This window comes from Acidovorax sp., assembly GCF_034519795.1.
Lineage (GTDB): Bacteria > Pseudomonadota > Gammaproteobacteria > Burkholderiales > Burkholderiaceae_C > Acidovorax.
Map to the genome: position 1 here is coordinate 215,671 of NZ_JAXHOB010000032.1, position 16,639 is coordinate 232,309.

Consider the following 16,639-nt stretch of genomic DNA (forward strand, 5'->3'; position numbering starts at 1 on the left):
TTTTGGCACCGGGTTTTCCCGCCTCCCGGACGGCGCATAGGCTTGTAGGACTGCCGCCACACGGGCTGCAGGAAGCATCTTCAGTGCTTGCCCAGATAGGCCTCGCGCACGGCAGGATCCGCCAGCAAGGCCTGCGCCGGTCCCGAAGACGCGATCTCCCCGGTCTTGAGCACATAGGCCCGGTCCGCCACCTTGAGCGCCTGGTTGGCCATCTGCTCCACCAGCAGGATGGTCATGCCGCGCTGCTTGAGCGCGCGGATCACGCCGAAGATCTCCTTGACGATCAACGGCGCCAGGCCCAGCGAAGGCTCGTCGAGCAGCAGCAGGCGCGGGCGCGCCATCAGTGCCCGGCCGATGGCCAGCATCTGCTGCTCGCCGCCGCTCAGGGTGCCGGCCATCTGGTGCTGGCGCTCGCGCAGGCGCGGGAAGGTGGTGAACTGCTCTTCGAGGTCGGCTTCGACCGCGGGATCGCTCGCGGGACGCAGGTAGGCGCCCAGCAGCAGGTTGTCGCGCACGCTCTGGTCCGGGAACACCTGGCGCCCCTCGGGTGACTGGGCAATGCCCAGGGCCACGCGCCGGTGGGCCGGCGTGCGCGCCAGGTCCTGGCCCTCGAACACGATGCGCCCGCCGGCGCAGGGCTCCAGGCCCGAGATGGCCTTCATCAGCGTGCTCTTGCCCGCGCCGTTGCCGCCGATGAGGGTGACCACCTCCCCGGCCGCCACTTCCAGGCTCACGCCCTTCAAGGCAAGGATGGCGCCATAGTTCACTGCGAGTTGTTCGATTTGGAGCATGGGCGACGTCTCAGGCAAGGGCATGGGCTGGTGTGGCGGGGCTCTCGTCCTCGTCATCCACTCCCAGGTAGGCGGCGATCACTTTGGGGTCCACCTGCATGGCAGCGGGCGCGCCTTCGGCGATCTTGGCGCCGTAGTCGAGCACCACCACATGGTCGGACACGGCCATCACCAGGTCCATGTGGTGCTCGATCAGCAGCACGGTGATGCCCTTGGCGCCGATGCGCCGGATCAGCTGCGTCAGCTCCTGCGTTTCCTGCGGGTTCAGGCCGGCGGCCGGCTCGTCGAGCAGCAGCAGGCGCGGCTGGGTGGCCAGCGCGCGCGCCAGCTCCAGCCGGCGCTGCAGGCCATAGGGCAGGCTGCCGGCCTCGTCGTGGGCGCGGTCGAGCATGCCCACGAACTGCAGCAGGCGCACGGCCTCCTCGCGCGCCTGGCGCTCCTCGCGCCGCGCCGAGGGCAGACCGAACAGGCTGGCCGCAAAGCCGACGCGCAGGTGCGGGTGCAGGCCGACGAGCACGTTGTCGAGCACGCTCATGTGGGTGAACAGCTTGAGGTTCTGGAAGGTGCGCCCTATGCCCAGCCGGCAGACCTGGCTGGCGCGCACGCGGGCGATGCCCCGGCCCGCAAATTCGATGCGCCCCCGGTCCGGCGCCACGATGCCCGACAGGATGTTGAGCAGCGTGGTCTTGCCCGCACCGTTGGGGCCGATCAGCGCATGCACATGCCCCGAGCGCAGCGACAGGCTGACGTCGTTGGTCGGCACCACGCCGCCATAGGCCTTGTAGAGCCCACTGGCGCTGAGCACCACGCCATCGGCAGGGGCTGCCTGCGCCTGGCGCGGCAACCACTCGCCCTGCGCCGCTGGCAATGGCAGCGCCTGGTACAGCCGTGGCCACAGGCGCCGCCCCAGCCGCTGCAGCGCACCGGCCAGGCCCTGCGGCATGGCGTACAGCGCAAACAGCAGCAGCGCCCCGTAGGTGAAATGCTGCAGCCCGGGCCAGCGCGCCAGGAAGGCATCGAGCAAGGTCAGCGCCACGGCGCCCACCGCCGGCCCCATGATGGAGGGGCCGCCGAACAGCACGATGAGCAGCAGGAAGATCGACAGGTTGAAGCTGATGAAATCGGAGTTGATGTACTGGTTCTGCTGCGCCACCAGCGCCCCGGCCACGCCGCAGGTCACGGCGCTGATGACGAAGGCCAGCACCTTCATGCGGTAGACGTCGATGCCCACGCTCTCCGCCGCCACCTCGGCCGCCTGCACCGCCTGGAAGGCCCGGCCGTACTTGCCGCCCAGCAGGGTGCGCAGCATGAGGTGGGTGGCCAGCGCGAAGGCCAGCACCAGCCAGGCCCAGCCGCGCATGTCCAGCATGCGCCCGCCGATGGAGGGCGGCACGATGCCGTAGATGCCCTGCTGGCCGCCAAAGGGCACCTGCCATTCGGTCACGATCTTCTCGACCACGATGCCGAAGCCGATGGTCACCATGGCCAGCGACGGGCCCTTGACGCGCAGCGAGGGCAAGGCGATCAGCACGCCGAAGAGCCCCGCCACCACGGCCGCGGCCACCAGCGCCAGCCAGGGGTTCCAGCCCGCCTGGGTCGTGAGCAATGCGGCGGTGTAGGCCCCGGCGGCAAACAGCCCGGCATGGCCCAGCGACTTCTGCCCGCTCCAGCCGACCAGCACGTTCAGGCCGGCAGCGGCCAGGTAGTACATGCCGGCCGTGAAAATGATCTTGAGATAAAAATCGTTGCTGATCGCCAGCGGCGCCAGCACCGCAACGGCGGCGACCGCAATGAACGCCAGGGTGTGGGTGGAAATGCGCATGGCGGCCTCACACCTTCTCGAACGGCTTCTGGCCGAACAGCCCTTCGGGCTTGACCACCAGCACCAGGATGATGAGCGCAAAGACCGTGATCTCGCGCATCTCCGCGCGCCACAGGCCCACCAGCGCCTCGATGCAGCCGAGCATGAAGCCCCCCGCAATGCAGCCGCGCGGGTTGGTCAGGCCGCCCACGATGGCCGACGAGAAGGCCTTGAGCGCGATCGCCAGGCCCATGAAGACCGAGGCCGTGGTGATGGGGGCGATCAGCAGGCCGGCCAGCCCCGCCAGGCTCGACGAGATCACGAAGGCCAGCACCACGATGGCGCCGACGTTGATGCCCATGAGGGCCGCGGCCTGCTTGTTCACCGCCACGGCGCGCACGGCCTTGCCGACCTTGGTGCGCCGCAGCACGTAGTCCAGCACCAGCATGACCACGGCCGTGACGCCCAGCACCAGGATCTCCTGCGCGCGGATGCCAGCCCCGGCGATGCGGATCACCCCGTCGCCCAGCGGCGAGGGCATGGCCATGGAGCCAGGGCCCCAGATGGCCAGCGCCGTGTTCTGCACGATGATGCCGAAGCCGATGGTGCTCATGACCCAGGCCATGCCGGTGGCGCCCACGAAGGGCCGCACCGCCGTGAAGTACAGCACCACGCCGAGCAGGCCCAGCACCACCAGCGAGACCAGCAGCGCCAGTCCGTAGCGCGCGAAAGTCACGTCCGCTGCAGCCAGCACGCCGGTGTGCCCCTTGCCCGAGAGCAGCAGCAAGGTGGCCACCGCGATGAAGGAGCCCGCGACCAGGAACTCGCCCTGGCCGAAGTTGAGCGTCTTGGTCGTCGTGTGGGTGATGCTGAAACCCAGGGCGACGAGCGCATAGATTCCGCCAAGGGCCAGGCCGCTCAGCAAGGCTTGCAGTACGTTGGTCATGGTGATGGTGCTGTCCCGGGGCCCGCGATGCTGGGGCCGATTTACTTCTTGTAGTCTGCCGGCGTCAGTGCCTTGGTGATGGCGTCTTCATAGGCCGACACCTTGCCATCGCGCCAGCGGGCCAGGTGGAAATCGGCCACCGAGAGCGCCTCGTGGTCGCCCTTGGCAAAGGGCTTCTGGTAGAGCTTGACCACGCCCTGGGTGTCGGGCACGCCATTCTCCAGCGTGGCGGCGAGTTTTTCGCCATCGGTGCTGCCGGCCTTCTTCACGGCCGCAGCCAGCAGCATCACCGAGTCGTAGGACTGCGCGGCCGCCACGAAGGTGGGCAGTTGCGGGTAGCGCTCGCGCACGCGGGCGGCCAGGGCCACGGCGCGCGGGTTGCTGTCTTCGGCCGTGGAGGTGGCGAAGATGATGTGCTCGGCCAGCTTCTTGCCGGCCGTGTTGAGCAGCGGCGTGCTCATGTTGCCCCAGGTGCCGAGCGTGGTGGGCAGGTAGTTGATCTTCTCCATGCTGCGCAGCAGCTGGGCATTGGCGTCAGCCAGGCCGTAGACGATGAGCGTGTCGGCCCCGGCGTCGCGGATCTTGGCCAGTTGCGAGGTCATGTCCGTGTCCTTGGGGCCGAACTTCTCCACCGCCACGGCCTTGCTGCCGTGCAGGGCCAGCACCTCGGTCAGGTCCTTCACGCCCTGCTGGCCAAAGCCCGTGGAATCGGCGATGAAGGCGATCTTCTGGTTCTTCGTGGCCTTGACGGCGTAGGCGATCAGCAGCGCGACCTGCTCGCGGTCCACCATCGACACGCGGTAGATGTAGTTCTGCGCCTCGTTGGCATAGCGTTTGGTGATGTCGGTGGCCGTGGCCACGGGCACGATGACGGGCACCTTCTTTTGCTGTGGTATGTGCAACCAGGCCAGCGCATTGCCCGAGTTGGTGGGCCCGACCACGGCCGCCACCTTCTCGCTGTCGATCAACTCGGTCATGTTCTGGATGGACTTGGGCGGCTGGCCCGTGTCGTCGCGCACGATGCCCACGACCTTCCTGCCCAGCAGGCCGCCGGCCTTGTTGATGTCCTCGATGGCCAGATCGAAGCCGTGGCGCGCTGCCACGCCCAGCTCGGCGGCGCCGGTGCCCGACTGGTCGGCATTGAAGCCGAAGCGGATGTCCTGCGCCTGGGCCGCGGACAGGCCGAGGGCCAGCGCAGCCGCCGCGAACAGCGGCCGCACAAGGGAAGGGATACGGGGATTCAGCTTCATGTCTTGTCTCCTGTCGTTGTCGTAAAAAAGGCGACCCTTTGCGGGCCTGCCCGGCCGGGCCAGAACGTGATTACGCCCTAGCCCCGGATCTCTGCCAGCAACACCATCGCGCGGTCCACCCGCACGTCGTGCTCCTGCGCCATCTGCCTGGCAATGCGGTCGATCTCGTCACCCGTGGCGCCGGCCACCAGCGCGATGTTGCGGGCATGCAGCGCCATGTGGCCGCGCTGGATGCCTTCGGTGGAAAGCGCGCGCAGGGCGCCCAGGTTCTGTGCCAGGCCCACGGCCACGGCCACCTCGCCCAGCTCCTGCGCCGACTGCACGCCCAGGATGCGCAGCGCCAGGCGCGCCAGCGGATGGGTCTTGGTGGCGCCGCCCACCAGGCCCACGGGCATGGGCATCTCGATGCTGCCGACCAGGGCGCCGCTGGCGTCCTTCTCCCAGCGCGTGAGCGAGGTGTAGCGCCCGCTGCGGCAGGCATAGGCATGGGCGCCGGCCTCCACCGCGCGCCAGTCGTTGCCGGTGGCGACGATGACGGGGTCGATGCCATTCATGATGCCCTTGTTGTGCGTGGCCGCGCGGTAGGGGTCGATCACCGCGAAGCTGCAGGCGTCGACGATGCCATCGATGATGCGCTCGCCGCTGTGCTCGGCCGTGGCCATCACCTCGGGCGTAAGCCGCACACGCGCCCGCGCCAGCCGCAGGTCGGCCAGGTTCGAGAGGATGCGCAGGCGCACTGTGCCGCCGGTGATCTGCCCCACCAGCGGCGAGACGGCCTCGGCCATGGTGTTGACGGTGTTGGCGCCCATGGCGTCGCGCACGTCCACGATCAGGTGCATGACCACCATGGCACCGCGCGGCGCGTCGTCGAACACATGCACCTCGATGTCGCGGCAGCCGCCGCCCAGGCCGATCAGAACCTTGTCGCGGCTGTTGGCCACGGCCAGGATGGCCTCGCGCTGCAGCAGCAGGGCCTGGCGCGCGCCATGGGGGTCCGCCAGGCCGATGACCTGCACCTGGGCGCGCATCAGCGGCCCGGTGCTCGATGCCTGGAAGCCCCCGCACTCGCGTGCCAGCTTGGCCATGTAGGAGGCGGCGGCCACCACCGAGGGCTCCTCCACCACCATGGGCACCAGCACCTCGCGGCCATTGACCTGGAAGTTGCCCGCCACGGCCAACGGCAACTCGAAGGTGCCGATGACGTTCTCGATCATGCCGTTGGCCCGCTCCACGCCCAGGGCGCCCGGCTGGCCGAGCAGCGCGGCCTCGTCGGCCGTGAGCCCGGCGGCCTGCACCACATGCTCGAAACGCTGTGCGGGGCTCAGTGCGCGGAAGTGGGGGAGGCGGGAGTCGGCGACCATGTTGGGATGTCCTGGAAAGGTGAATCAGTGAGCGATGGTGCGGACTCTAGGCCATCTGTACCAGCCGCAATGGGTACAGATTCAAGGGACAGTTGAGTCAACTGTCCAGGTACACATGGCCTGTGTCATAGTTGGCCAACCCCTTCCGAATGCCCCATGAAAGCCGCGCCAAAGACCGCCTCGCTGACCCTCACCCTGGCCGACTCCATCGACCGGCAAATACGCGAAGGAGCCTTCCAGGCGGGCGACAAGCTGCCCTCGCTGCGCGAGCTGGCGCAGTTGCATGGCTATGCCAAGAACACCATCGTCGCGGCCTTCGAGATGCTGGTGGCGCGCGGCCTGATCGAGCCGCGCCGGGGCTCGGGCTACTTCGTGCGCGCGCAGCCCAAGGCCCAGGCCAAGGAGGAGGAAGCCGGCTCGCTCGGCCGCGCCATGGACATCGTCTGGCTGATGCGCGAGCAGCTCAAGTCCGAGCCCGGCGAGCTGGCCGTGGGCGATGGCTTCCCGCCCGTGGAATGGCTGGCCGATGTGCGCCTGGACAAGTTCCACCACAAGGTGGTGCGCACCGGCCTGGGAGCCCTTTTTCGCTATGGCAACCGCTTTGGCTACGAGCCGCTGCGCCAGCACCTGGTGCGCAAGCTCGGGGACCTGGGCATAGGCACCGAGCCGCGGCAGATCGTGCTGACGCATGGCGCCAACGAGGCCATGGACATCGTCATCCGCTACTTCGTGCCGCCAGGGGCGCCGGTGCTGGTGGACGACCCGGGCTACTACCCGCTGTTCGGCAAGCTCAAGCTGGCCGGCGCACACATCGTGGGCGTGCCGCGCCTGGCCGACGGGCCCGACCTGGAGGCGCTGGAGCAACGGCTCATCACCCACCGGCCCCGCCTCTTCTTCACCCAGTCGGTGGCGCACAACCCCACGGGGTCGGACCTGACGGCGGCCAAGGCCTTCCGGGTGCTGCAGCTGGCGCAGAAGTACGACCTGATGATCGTCGAGAACGACCCGCTGGCCGACTTCAAGCCCACCAGCGCGCCACGCCTGTCCTCACTGGACCAGCTCGAACGCACGATCTACATCGGCAGCTTCTCCAAGTCCTTCTCGGCCGCGCTGCGCGTGGGTTTCATTGCCTGCGGTGCCGACCTGGCCAGCGACATCGCCGACCTCAAGGCACTGATCCACGTGAGCAGCTCCGAGTACAGCGAGCGCACGGTGGACGTGATCCTGAGCGAGGGCCACTACCAGCGCCACATCCAGCGCCTGCGCGAGCGCCTGGCCGCCGCCACCCAGAGCGCGCTGCAGATCTTCGACACCGTGGGCGCCGAGGTGTTCACGCGCAACCCGCAATCGCTGTACCAGTGGGTGGCCCTGCCGGGCGTGCAGGACTCGCTGGCCTTTGCGCAGGAAATGCTGCCGCGCAAGATCGTCATGGCGCCGGGGCGCATCTTCTCGGTGGACTTTGCGGCGACTTCGCGCTGGTCGCGCTTCAACGTGGGCGCCGTGACGGACCCGCGCTTTGCCAAGGCCTTGCGCAAGGCGCTGGTGCAGGCAACTGGGCCAGGGGCAGGCTGAGGGCCTGCCCCCAGGGGTGCTCGGAGGCTGGAATTTTTCGGCCGTGTCCGGGGGGCGCGCCACAACGCACTGGATCCAGGCGCAAAGCACAGCCTGGCCCGGGCCATGGCGAGCATTTGCCCCCTGGACGAAAGACGCTCAGCGGTAGCTGTAGTCTGCGGTGACCGGGATGCTCAGCGCAATCGGGCTGGTGATGTTCAGCACCCCGGTCATGCGGCCGGAGGTGCCGTTGAAGCTGCAGCCCGTCATCGTCCAGGTGGCCTGGCCCACGCCGGCGTTCTGCATCACCGCCTGCTGCAGGGCCGGGTCGCTGCAGAACTCGGCTTGGTTGGCCGGCTTGGGCACGTTGTTGATGGTGATGGGCGGCACGGTGATGCCCTCGGTCATGACCCGGACATCCAGCGTGTATGTGCCGCCGGTGGCACCGCCGTCGATCACGGCCTCACCGAAGCTCACCAGCGAGAAGGCGGGGCTGGTCAGGCTCACGGCGGGGTAGAGGGCGCCGCCAAAGCTCAGCTGCGGAATGCGCAGCACGTTGCCGGTCGAGCTGAAGCTGATGTCCGCACCGACGCTGGGATCATTGAGCTGCAACTGGCCGGGAGACAGCAGCTGGATCACCACGTCGCGGAATTTCAGGCTGCTGTCGATTTGCAGGATGGGCATGCTCAGGCGGCCCGTGGCGGCATCGAACACGGCGGGGTCGGCCGCGTGTGCGGGGAATACCATGGCAGCACCAGCGACGAGAGCGAAGGCAGCGGCGGTTTTACGAAGCATCATGAACAGGTCCTTTGATCGGCAGAAATGGGCGAGCCAGGGTGAATCCAGCTGCAAATTCTCACACGAAGAAGACAAATGCGATAGCGACAAAAGGGTGAGGTGCAGCAATGCCGCACCGGGCCTTCCCGTCCTGGATCGGCGGCGCACGGCCAGACCGGTCCAGCCATGGTTTGGTTGAACGAGGGCGCAGAAAAAGAAAAAGCCCCGAGCTACGGTGAAATAGCGTCGGGGCCTTGTCAGTGGCGGAGAGGGTGGGATTCGAACCCACGGTAGTGTTGCCACTACGCCTGATTTCGAGTCAGGTACATTCGACCACTCTGCCACCTCTCCTATGTGTCGAAGCCTGCGATTATAGCAGGCTTTTTTGGCAGCCAGCAATGGCCGCGCAGTGCGCCGAAGAAAATCAGGCCTTGCCCATGTAGTCCTTCTTGCCCAGCTCCACCCCGTTGTGGCGCGCCAGGGCATAGGTGGTGGTCACGTGGAAGAAGAACTGCGGCAGGCCGTAGTGCAGCAGGTAGGCCTGGCCCAGGAACTGCTTTTCGCGCGGCGTGCCGGGCTGCAGGGTGATCTGGCGGGTGGCGGCCTCGGCGAAGTTCTCGGCGGGCAGGCCTTCGATGAAGACCAGCACGGTGTCGATGCGCTCGTTGAGCTCGGCGAAGCCGGGGCGTTCGCCGTCCGGGAACGAGGGGACTTCGACGCCAGCCAGGCGGGCGCACACGCCCTTGGCGAAGTCGCAGGCGATCAGCACCTGGCGCGCCATGGGGAACATGTCGGGGTACAGGCGGGCCTGCAGCAGCGCGTCGGGTTCAATCTTGCGCGCGGTGGCATGGGCCTCGGTCTTGGCGAGCACGTCCTTCAGAGCGCCCAGCATCTGGCGGAACACGGGGATGCTGGAGGTGTGCATGGGGTAGGTCATGGGAATCGGTCCTGGTGGGTCGGTGTTGTGGCGATGCCGCCGCAAGGCGGCCCGCATCGGAAGCGGATTGCACCACAACGCGCAGGATGCTGCTTGCCGCGCCACCGCTGCCCCTTGCGGGCATGGAAAACGGGCCCGTAGGCCCGTCTCGTTCAAGGAATGCAGCCGCCCTGCATCAGCCCTGCGGCGCCAGCACGGCCAGGCCGCCCATGTAGGGGCGCAGCACCTCGGGGATGGCCACGCTGCCGTCGGCCTGCTGGTAGTTCTCGAGCACGGCGACGAGCGTGCGGCCCACGGCCAGGCCCGAGCCGTTCAGGGTGTGCAGCAGCTCGTTCTTGCCCTGGGCGTTCTTGAAGCGCGCCTGCAGGCGGCGCGACTGGAAGGCCTCGCAGTTGCTCACCGAGCTGATTTCGCGGTAGGTGTTCTGCGCGGGCAGCCAGACTTCGAGGTCATAGGTCTTGGCGGCGCCGAAACCCATGTCGCCGGTGCACAGGCTCATCACGCGGTAGGGCAGGCCGAGCTTTTGCAGCACGGCTTCGGCGTGGCCGGTCATGGCTTCGAGCGCCTCGTAGCTCTTCTCGGGGTGCACGATCTGCACCATCTCGACCTTGTCGAACTGGTGCTGGCGGATCATGCCGCGCGTGTCGCGCCCGTAGCTGCCGGCCTCCGAGCGAAAGCACGGGGTGTGCGCCGTGAGCTTGATCGGCAGCTCGGCCTCGGCCACGATCACGTCGCGCACGAAGTTGGTCAGCGGCACCTCGCTGGTGGGGATGAGGTAGAGCGCCGCGTTGTCGGGCACGGGCTCGCCGTCCTGGCCGCCCTTCTTGGCGGCGAACAGGTCGCCCTCGAACTTGGGCAACTGGCCCGTGCCCTTGAGCGAGTCGGCATTGACGGCGTAGGGCACATAGCACTCGGTGTAGCCATGCTCCTGGGTCTGCACATCCAGCATGAACTGGGCGAGTGCGCGGTGCAGGCGGGCGATGGAGCCCTTCATCACCGTGAAGCGCGAGCCCGAGAGCTTGACGCCCATGTCGAAATCCAGGCCCAGGGGCGTGCCCACGTCCACATGGTCCTTAACCTCGAAGGCGTAGGTGCCGGGCGTGCCCCAGCGGCGCACCTCGACGTTGCCCGACTCGTCCGAGCCCACAGGCACGCTCTCGTGCGGCAGGTTGGGCACGGCGACCAGCATGGCCAGCAGTTCGGACTGGATCTGCTCCAGGCGGGCGGCCGATTGCTCCAGCTCCGCCTTCATGGCCGTGACCTGGGCCTTGGCAGCCTCGGCAGCGTCCTTGTCGCCGCGGCTGATCAGCATGCCGACCTGCTTGGACAGCTGGTTGCGCTGCGACTGCAGCTCTTCGGTGCGTGACTGCAGGGTCTTGCGCTCGGATTCCAGGCCCTGGAAGGCGGCCACGTCCAGGAAGGCCTGGGGCTTCTTGCGGGTTTCCAGGCGCGCGATGGCGGTGTCGAGGTCTTTGCGGAGAAGAAGAATGTCTAGCATGGTGCGATTTTAGAGGGCTGGCAAAAAAGCCTGATTCAGGGTGATCGCGGCAAGCATCGCGCGCAAGCTTTGCAACTGGCGCGCCCCAAGCCAGTGCCCCCGTGCAAGGGCCGCCCCGCCGCACTGGGGGCGTCCCCCTTTCAGGGGGAAGGCGCGAAGCGACTCAGGGGGTTACAGGTTCGCGGGATCGAAATTGGCGCCGCAGAGGATCATCGCCACGGTCTCCTGCGGCTGGGGCTTGTAGGCGCCGGTCTGCAGGGCCGCCAGGCCCAGCGCAGCCGCAGGTTCTACCGCCAGCTTGAGCTCCTTCCACAGCCACTGCTGGGCCGAGCGGATGGCCTCGTCGGGCAAGAGCAGCGATTCGTGCACATGGCGCTGGCTCACCTCCCAGCCGATGGCGCCGATGCGGCGCGCGCCCAGCGAGTCGGCGGCGATGCCGCCCACCTCCACGTCCACCGGCATGCCGGCGGCACGGGCCGCGTGCAGGGTGGGCGCACGTTCGGGCTCCAGCGCCACCACATGGGCACGGCTTTCCACCCAGGCGGCCACGCCGCCGATCAGGCCGCCGCCGCCCACGCTGACGAGAACGGTGTCGGGCAGGCGGCCGCCCTGCTCCTCGATCTCGGCCGCCAACGTGCCCGCGCCGGCCACCACCTCGGGCTGATCGTAGGCATGGGCCTGCAGGGCGCCGGTGGTCTTCTGGCGCGCCACGCAGGCCTCGAAGGCTTCGGAATACGCCGCGCCGGTGACGACCACGTCGGCCCCCAGGGCGCGCAGCCGCGCGCGCTTGGCCTCGGGCGAGACCTCGGGCACGAAGACCTCGCAGCGCACGCCCAGGGCCTTGGCAGCCGCGGCCACGGCGATGCCGGCGTTGCCGCCGGAGGCGATGATCACGCCGCTCTCGGGCACGGGGTTGGCCAGCAGGCGGTACAGCATGCCGCGCGCCTTGAAGCTGCCGCCCACCTGCAGGTGCTCGAGCTTGAGCCAGACCTCGGCGCAGTCCACGCCCAGGGATCGGCCGCTCAGGCGCAGCAGCGGCGTGGTGCGCAGGAAGTCGGGGCGGGAAGCCAGCTGGGTGCGGGCGGCGGAGATGGCGGCGCGGTCGATCATGGGGTGCTCGAATTCAGGACAATGGACGAGTGTAGATGCCCCACCCCGTGCCGCAGCACACACACGGATACACCCTGGGCTGTGCCCAGGCCTTTTTGCTGCCGATAACATGGGCATGGGCAGCCGCTCGTTGCAGGCATGCCCGCAGGAGGTTGCTTGCATGTTCTTCGTGTTCGGCCCGTCAGGGCAGATGTACCGTGGCGGGGCGGAAAACCTGGCCACCATTGCACCGGTGCGGCGCGTGCAGCGCCCCCAGGCCCTGCGCACCCGTTCGCTGGATGAACAGGCCCAACCCGAGGTGCCAGCCCCGTTGGCACACCCCGTGGCCCTGCCGCTGAACCTGCGCCTGCAGGACGCGGTGAGCGCCTATGCCCAGACCGAACAAGGCCCCCAGCAGGCGCGCAAGCCGCTGACGCTGGTGAGCGACGTGATGACCCAGGAGGCCCTGACCGTGCAGCCCGATGCCATGGTCAACGCGGCCTGGCAGACGCTGGCCGAGCACCATGTGGCGCAGGCGCCGGTGGTGGACGCCCAGGGCCGCGTGGTGGGCCTGCTGCTGCGCGCCGACATGGCGCCGCTGGACCTGCTGCCCGAACCCGGCGCCGTGAAGCAGGCCATCGACCTGGCCCGCCGCCCCGTGGCGGAAGTGATGGTGAGCCCCGTGCCCGCCGTGGCCGCCGACACCGAACTGCGCCGCGTGGCGGCCGTGCTGCTGGAGACCGGCCTGCCCGGCCTGCCGGTGACCGACGACTCGGGCCGCCTCACCGGCTTCATCTCGCGCACCGACATCCTGCGCGCGGTGGCGGCCGACCCGCCGCTGGACCTGTGGAGCGGTCCGGCAGTGGCGTTGTAAGCGCCTACTTGCGCTGCTTCAATGGCCGGCCGGCCCGGTTTCGGGCTGGCGCTCCTGGATCTCGAAGCCCGTGGCGGCATCGATCTTGAGGCCCTTGGGCAGCGGGAACTTGATGGTTTCCTCGATGCCCGACATGGTGCGCACCGACACGGCGCCCAGCGCCTTGATGCGGTCGATCACCTGTTTGACCAGGATTTCGGGGGCCGATGCGCCGGCCGTGAGGCCCACGCGCGCCACGCCAGTAAACCACTCGGCCTGCAGTTCTTCGGCGCTGTCGACCATGTAGGCCGTGGTGCCCAGCTTGGCGGCCAGCTCGCGCAGGCGGTTGCTGTTGGAGCTGGTGGGGCTGCCCACGACGATGACCACATCCACTTGCGGGCTCAGCACCTTGACGGCGTCCTGCCGGTTCTGCGTGGCGTAGCAGATGTCCTGGTGCTTGGGCTCGCGCACCTGCGGAAAGCGCGCGCGCACGGCGGCCGAGATTTCGGCGGCGTCGTCCACGCTCAGGGTGGTCTGGGTGACCACGGCGAGCTTGGCGGTCTGCCTGGGCTGCACATGGGCCACGTCCTCCACGTCCTCCACCAGGTGGATGCCGTGGTCGAGCTGGCCCATGGTGCCCTCCACCTCGGGATGGCCCTTGTGGCCGATCATGATGAACTCGTAGCCTTCCTTGGCCAGCTTGGCCACCTCCACATGCACCTTGCTCACCAGCGGGCAGGTCGCGTCGAAGATCGAAAAGCCCCGCGCCACGGCCTCTTCCTGCACGGCCTTGCTCACACCGTGGGCGCTGAAGATCAGCGTCGCGCCCGGGGGCACGTCGGCCAGGTCTTCGATGAAGATCGCGCCCTTTTCCTTGAGGTCGTTGACCACGTAGGTGTTGTGCACGATCTCGTGGCGCACGTAGATCGGGCGGCCGAACTTCTGCAGCGCGCGCTCGACGATCTCGATGGCGCGGTCCACGCCGGCGCAAAAGCCGCGCGGCTCGGCCAGCAGGATTTCTTGCGGGGTCTGCATCAGAGGATTCCGATCACATGGACTTCGAAGGTGACGGGCTGGCCGGCCAGCGGGTGGTTGAAGTCGAAGCGCACGGCGCCGTCCTCGCGCACCTGCATCACCGCACCGGCATAGCTGCCCATGCCGTCGGGGGTGGGGAACTGCACCACATCGCCGGGGCTGTATTTTTCGTCGGCACTGCCCAGCTCGTTGAGCAGCTTCTTGGCCACCCACTGCTGCATGTCGGGGTTGCGCTCGCCGAAGGCTGCGCCCGCAGGCAGCTCGAAGGTGGCGCGCGTGCCCTCCACCAGGCCCAGCAGGTGCTGCTCCATGGCAGGCGACAGCTCGCCCGTGCCCAGCGACAGCGTGGCCGGCTTGTCGGCAAAGGTGTTGATCACATCCCCCGCCGGACCAGCCAGGCGATAGTGCAGCGTGAGAAAGGAGCCCGGCTGTACGGTGGGAAGGGCTGTGGCGGTAGAGGTCATGAAAGTCCCGATAAACTGGCCTCTATTGTAGAAAAACGGGCAATCCCCCATGGCTGGGTGTCCGAGAGCCCCCTAACCCTCTGCACGCCATGGCCATCAAAGACCTCCCCCCGGACGCCCAGCCGCGCGAAAAACTCCTCGCGCGCGGCCCCGCCGCGCTGGCCGATGCAGAGCTGCTGGCCATCCTGCTGCGCACCGGCATCGTGGGCAAGGGCGTGCTGCAGATGGCGCAGGAGCTGCTCGACCCGCCGGTGCGCGATGCCGCCAGCGGCAAGCCCACGGGCGGTTTTGGCGGCATTGCCGGCCTGCTGCACACCAGTGCGGAGGACCTGGCGCGCATCAAGGGCCTGGGGCCCGCCAAGCGCGCCGAGCTGGTGGCCGTGCTGGAGCTGGCGCGCCGTGCCCTGGCCCAGCAGTTGCGCGAGCGCGAGGTGTTCGACTCGCCCGACGCCGTCAAGCACTACCTGCAGCTGCACCTGGCGGCCAAGGGGCACGAGGTGTTCGCCGTACTGTTCCTCGACAACCAGAACCGGCTGCTGGCGCTCGAAGAGCTGTTCCGCGGCACGCTGACCCAGGCCAGCGTCTACCCGCGCGAGGTGGTGCTGCGCGCCCTGCACCACCAGGCCGCCGCCGTGGTGCTGGCCCACAACCATCCCAGCGGCAGCGTGCAGCCCAGCCGCGCCGACGAGGCGCTGACCCAGACGCTCAAGACCACACTGGCGCTGATCGACGTGCGCGTGCTCGACCATGTCATCGTGGCCCCGGGGCAGGCGCTGTCGATGGCCGAGAAGGGGCTGCTGTGAGCCCCGTACCACCGGCGCGCCCGCCCACCGCCCCCCCCAGAGCGCCCACCGCACTGCAGACCGCCCTGGCCCGCGCCGCCGATAGTGCGGGCAAGGAGGCCCTACCCCCCAGCCTGGCAGCCGCCCTGCCCGCCCCGGCCCCGCCGGTGCCCGAACCCACGCGCGCCGCCCGGCGCGCATCGGCAGCGGCCCGCCTGGCGGCCGCCCGACCGGCGCGCGTGCCCCGGCCGCCCGCCGCCGCACCTGCCCCCGCGGCAAAGCCCCCTCGGCGGGCGCCCCCCGCGCCCCGGCGCGCCGGCCAACGCATCGCCGACCTGCAGGAGCTGGCCACGGTGGCGCGCCAGCTGCGCGAGCAGCACGAGCGCGAGCAGGCCGAAGAGAAGGCCCGGCGCGAGGCCGCCGCCCGCGCCGAGGCCGAGCAGCAACTGTTCAGCCGCAGCGTGGGCCCCATCACCCCGCTGCGCGTGCGCAACCTGGCGCGCCTGCAGCGCCGCCTGCCCCAGCCGCTGCCGCTGCAGCACTGGCTGGACGAGGAGCGCGTGCTGCTCGAATCCATCAGCGACGACTTCGACGTGAGCACCCTGCTCGACACCGACGACGCGCTGAGCTACCGGCGCCCCGGCATCGGCGTGCAGGTCACGCAGCGGCTGCGCTCAGGCTACTGGAGCATCCAGGGCCAGCTCGACCTGCATGGCCTGCGCGTGGACGAGGCGCGCGAGGCCCTGGGCCAGTTCATCCGCCAGTCCCACCGCAATGGGCTGCGCTGCGTGCGCGTGGTGCATGGCAAGGGCCTGGGCTCACCCGGCAAGAGCCCCGTGCTCAAGGGCCGGGTGCAGCGCTGGCTGGTGCAGAAGAACGAGGTGCTGGCCTTCGTGCAGGCGCGGCCCGTCGATGGCGGAGCGGGTGCGCTGCTGGTGCTGCTGCAGCCCGTGGGGCCCCGCAGTCCATAGGCGCATGCGCGCCATGGGCAGTGGCCCGTGAAGGCAGGGGGCGCGCGCACTGCGCCCCGGTGTCAATCGGCTGCAGCGATCAGGTCCACTTCGACGGTGGCATTCTTGGGCAGCTGCAGCACCCCGACCGAGGTGCGCGTGTGCGCCCCCACCGGGCCGAGCACACGGTAGAGCAGTTCCGAGGCGCCATCGGCCACCTCGCTTTGCTGCGTGAAGCCGGGCGCCGACTGCACGTAGACGGTGATGCGCAGCACGGCCGTGACGGCGTCGAGCGTGCCCAGGGCGCGCTGCAGCAGCGCCAGCGCCCGCATGGCGCAGACCTTGGCGGCGCGTTGCGCGTCCTGCAGCGAGGCATCGGTGCCGGCGGCACCGGTGACCACCACGGTGTCGCCCACGCGCGGGATCTGGCCGCTCAGGTAGAGGTGGCGGCCATCGCGCACCAAAGGCACGTAATTGCCGCCGATCTTGATCTCGCCGTCGAAGCGGTAACCCAGTGCCTGGGCCTCCTGTGCAAACCGTTCATCGCAGGACAT

General features: G+C 68.9%; 16 protein-coding genes and 1 tRNA gene. 4 read left to right on the plus strand and 13 right to left on the minus strand.

Going from position 1 to position 16,639, the window contains the following annotated elements:
* Positions 1-80: 80 nt before the first annotated feature.
* The 5 genes from U5N23_RS32530 to U5N23_RS32550 form a co-directional block, all read right to left on the minus strand.
* Positions 81-791: an ABC transporter ATP-binding protein gene (locus U5N23_RS32530; protein WP_322596796.1), complete on the minus strand. Its 711-nt coding sequence runs from the start codon at positions 789-791 to the stop codon at positions 81-83.
* Between the two features lie 10 nt (positions 792-801).
* Entirely contained in the window at positions 802-2,613 is a 1,812-nt protein-coding gene (locus U5N23_RS32535; protein ID WP_322596797.1) for a branched-chain amino acid ABC transporter ATP-binding protein/permease, read from the minus strand.
* A gap of 7 nt (positions 2,614-2,620) precedes the next feature.
* Positions 2,621-3,538: a branched-chain amino acid ABC transporter permease gene (locus U5N23_RS32540; protein ID WP_057201929.1), complete on the minus strand. Its 918-nt coding sequence runs from the start codon at positions 3,536-3,538 to the stop codon at positions 2,621-2,623.
* Between the two features lie 41 nt (positions 3,539-3,579).
* Positions 3,580-4,788 (minus strand): ABC transporter substrate-binding protein, encoded by a 1,209-nt coding sequence (locus tag U5N23_RS32545; protein WP_322596798.1) that lies wholly within the window; start codon positions 4,786-4,788, stop codon positions 3,580-3,582.
* A gap of 77 nt (positions 4,789-4,865) precedes the next feature.
* Positions 4,866-6,149 (minus strand): hydroxymethylglutaryl-CoA reductase, degradative, encoded by a 1,284-nt coding sequence (locus U5N23_RS32550; protein WP_322596799.1) that lies wholly within the window; start codon positions 6,147-6,149, stop codon positions 4,866-4,868.
* Positions 6,150-6,305: 156 nt separating this feature from the next.
* On the opposite strand from U5N23_RS32550, the gene U5N23_RS32555 reads away from it, so the two are divergent.
* Positions 6,306-7,721 (plus strand): PLP-dependent aminotransferase family protein, encoded by a 1,416-nt coding sequence (locus tag U5N23_RS32555; RefSeq protein ID WP_322596800.1) that lies wholly within the window; start codon positions 6,306-6,308, stop codon positions 7,719-7,721.
* A gap of 138 nt (positions 7,722-7,859) precedes the next feature.
* Here U5N23_RS32555 and U5N23_RS32560 read toward each other — a convergent pair whose 3' ends face one another.
* The 5 genes from U5N23_RS32560 to U5N23_RS32580 form a co-directional block, all read right to left on the minus strand.
* The gene (locus U5N23_RS32560) at positions 7,860-8,498 is read right to left on the minus strand and encodes a hypothetical protein (RefSeq protein WP_322596801.1); all 639 of its coding nucleotides are present in this window, start codon (positions 8,496-8,498) and stop codon (positions 7,860-7,862) included.
* 240 nt (positions 8,499-8,738) lie between these two features.
* Positions 8,739-8,828, minus strand: a tRNA-Ser gene (locus U5N23_RS32565).
* Positions 8,829-8,901: 73 nt separating this feature from the next.
* On the minus strand, positions 8,902-9,414 hold the full coding sequence (locus U5N23_RS32570) for a DUF1993 domain-containing protein (RefSeq protein ID WP_322596802.1): 513 nt from the start codon (positions 9,412-9,414) through the stop codon (positions 8,902-8,904).
* A 175-nt stretch (positions 9,415-9,589) separates the two neighbouring features.
* Positions 9,590-10,912, minus strand: a complete 1,323-nt coding sequence (gene serS, locus U5N23_RS32575) for a serine--tRNA ligase (protein ID WP_322596803.1) — start codon at positions 10,910-10,912, stop codon at positions 9,590-9,592.
* A gap of 171 nt (positions 10,913-11,083) precedes the next feature.
* Positions 11,084-12,022 (minus strand): threonine/serine dehydratase, encoded by a 939-nt coding sequence (locus U5N23_RS32580; RefSeq protein WP_322596804.1) that lies wholly within the window; start codon positions 12,020-12,022, stop codon positions 11,084-11,086.
* Between the two features lie 160 nt (positions 12,023-12,182).
* Between U5N23_RS32580 and U5N23_RS32585 the strand changes: the two genes are divergently transcribed.
* Positions 12,183-12,875, plus strand: coding sequence for an HPP family protein (locus U5N23_RS32585; RefSeq protein ID WP_322596805.1), 693 nt, complete (start codon positions 12,183-12,185; stop codon positions 12,873-12,875).
* Positions 12,876-12,893: 18 nt separating this feature from the next.
* On the opposite strand, the gene ispH is transcribed toward U5N23_RS32585, so the two are convergent.
* A complete protein-coding gene (gene ispH / locus U5N23_RS32590; RefSeq protein ID WP_322596806.1) occupies positions 12,894-13,889 on the minus strand; it encodes a 4-hydroxy-3-methylbut-2-enyl diphosphate reductase in 996 nt (331 codons plus the stop codon).
* Positions 13,889-14,353: an FKBP-type peptidyl-prolyl cis-trans isomerase gene (locus U5N23_RS32595; RefSeq protein ID WP_322596807.1), complete on the minus strand. Its 465-nt coding sequence runs from the start codon at positions 14,351-14,353 to the stop codon at positions 13,889-13,891. The genes ispH and U5N23_RS32595 overlap by 1 nt, the downstream gene beginning before the upstream one ends.
* Positions 14,354-14,442: 89 nt before the next feature.
* Here U5N23_RS32595 and radC point away from each other — a divergent pair, with 89 nt between their 5' ends.
* Both radC and U5N23_RS32605 read left to right on the plus strand, forming a co-directional pair.
* Positions 14,443-15,156 carry a RadC family protein gene (radC, locus tag U5N23_RS32600; RefSeq protein ID WP_322596808.1) on the plus strand — a complete coding sequence of 238 codons (714 nt, stop codon included), beginning with the start codon at positions 14,443-14,445 and terminating at the stop codon, positions 15,154-15,156.
* Between the two features lie 194 nt (positions 15,157-15,350).
* On the plus strand, positions 15,351-16,106 hold the full coding sequence (locus U5N23_RS32605) for a Smr/MutS family protein (protein ID WP_416208715.1): 756 nt from the start codon (positions 15,351-15,353) through the stop codon (positions 16,104-16,106).
* 62 nt (positions 16,107-16,168) lie between these two features.
* Here U5N23_RS32605 and U5N23_RS32610 read toward each other — a convergent pair whose 3' ends face one another.
* Complete coding sequence (locus U5N23_RS32610) at positions 16,169-16,639, minus strand: RidA family protein (RefSeq protein WP_322596809.1); 471 nt, start codon at positions 16,637-16,639, stop codon at positions 16,169-16,171.

What these genes read in the sequence shown, in the direction of transcription:
- U5N23_RS32530 (WP_322596796.1), bottom strand. Translation starts at nt 791, where the DNA reads ATGCTCCAAATCGAACAACTCGCAGTGAACTATGGCGCCATCCTTGCC.
- U5N23_RS32535 (WP_322596797.1), bottom strand. Translation starts at nt 2,613, where the DNA reads ATGCGCATTTCCACCCACACCCTGGCGTTCATTGCGGTCGCCGCCGTT.
- U5N23_RS32540 (WP_057201929.1), bottom strand. Translation starts at nt 3,538, where the DNA reads ATGACCAACGTACTGCAAGCCTTGCTGAGCGGCCTGGCCCTTGGCGGA.
- U5N23_RS32545 (WP_322596798.1), bottom strand. Translation starts at nt 4,788, where the DNA reads ATGAAGCTGAATCCCCGTATCCCTTCCCTTGTGCGGCCGCTGTTCGCG.
- U5N23_RS32550 (WP_322596799.1), bottom strand. Translation starts at nt 6,149, where the DNA reads ATGGTCGCCGACTCCCGCCTCCCCCACTTCCGCGCACTGAGCCCCGCA.
- U5N23_RS32555 (WP_322596800.1), top strand. Translation starts at nt 6,306, where the DNA reads ATGAAAGCCGCGCCAAAGACCGCCTCGCTGACCCTCACCCTGGCCGAC.
- U5N23_RS32560 (WP_322596801.1), bottom strand. Translation starts at nt 8,498, where the DNA reads ATGATGCTTCGTAAAACCGCCGCTGCCTTCGCTCTCGTCGCTGGTGCT.
- U5N23_RS32570 (WP_322596802.1), bottom strand. Translation starts at nt 9,414, where the DNA reads ATGACCTACCCCATGCACACCTCCAGCATCCCCGTGTTCCGCCAGATG.
- serS (WP_322596803.1), bottom strand. Translation starts at nt 10,912, where the DNA reads ATGCTAGACATTCTTCTTCTCCGCAAAGACCTCGACACCGCCATCGCG.
- U5N23_RS32580 (WP_322596804.1), bottom strand. Translation starts at nt 12,022, where the DNA reads ATGATCGACCGCGCCGCCATCTCCGCCGCCCGCACCCAGCTGGCTTCC.
- U5N23_RS32585 (WP_322596805.1), top strand. Translation starts at nt 12,183, where the DNA reads ATGTTCTTCGTGTTCGGCCCGTCAGGGCAGATGTACCGTGGCGGGGCG.
- ispH (WP_322596806.1), bottom strand. Translation starts at nt 13,889, where the DNA reads ATGCAGACCCCGCAAGAAATCCTGCTGGCCGAGCCGCGCGGCTTTTGC.
- U5N23_RS32595 (WP_322596807.1), bottom strand. Translation starts at nt 14,353, where the DNA reads ATGACCTCTACCGCCACAGCCCTTCCCACCGTACAGCCGGGCTCCTTT.
- radC (WP_322596808.1), top strand. Translation starts at nt 14,443, where the DNA reads ATGGCCATCAAAGACCTCCCCCCGGACGCCCAGCCGCGCGAAAAACTC.
- U5N23_RS32610 (WP_322596809.1), bottom strand. Translation starts at nt 16,639, where the DNA reads ATGTCCTGCGATGAACGGTTTGCACAGGAGGCCCAGGCACTGGGTTAC.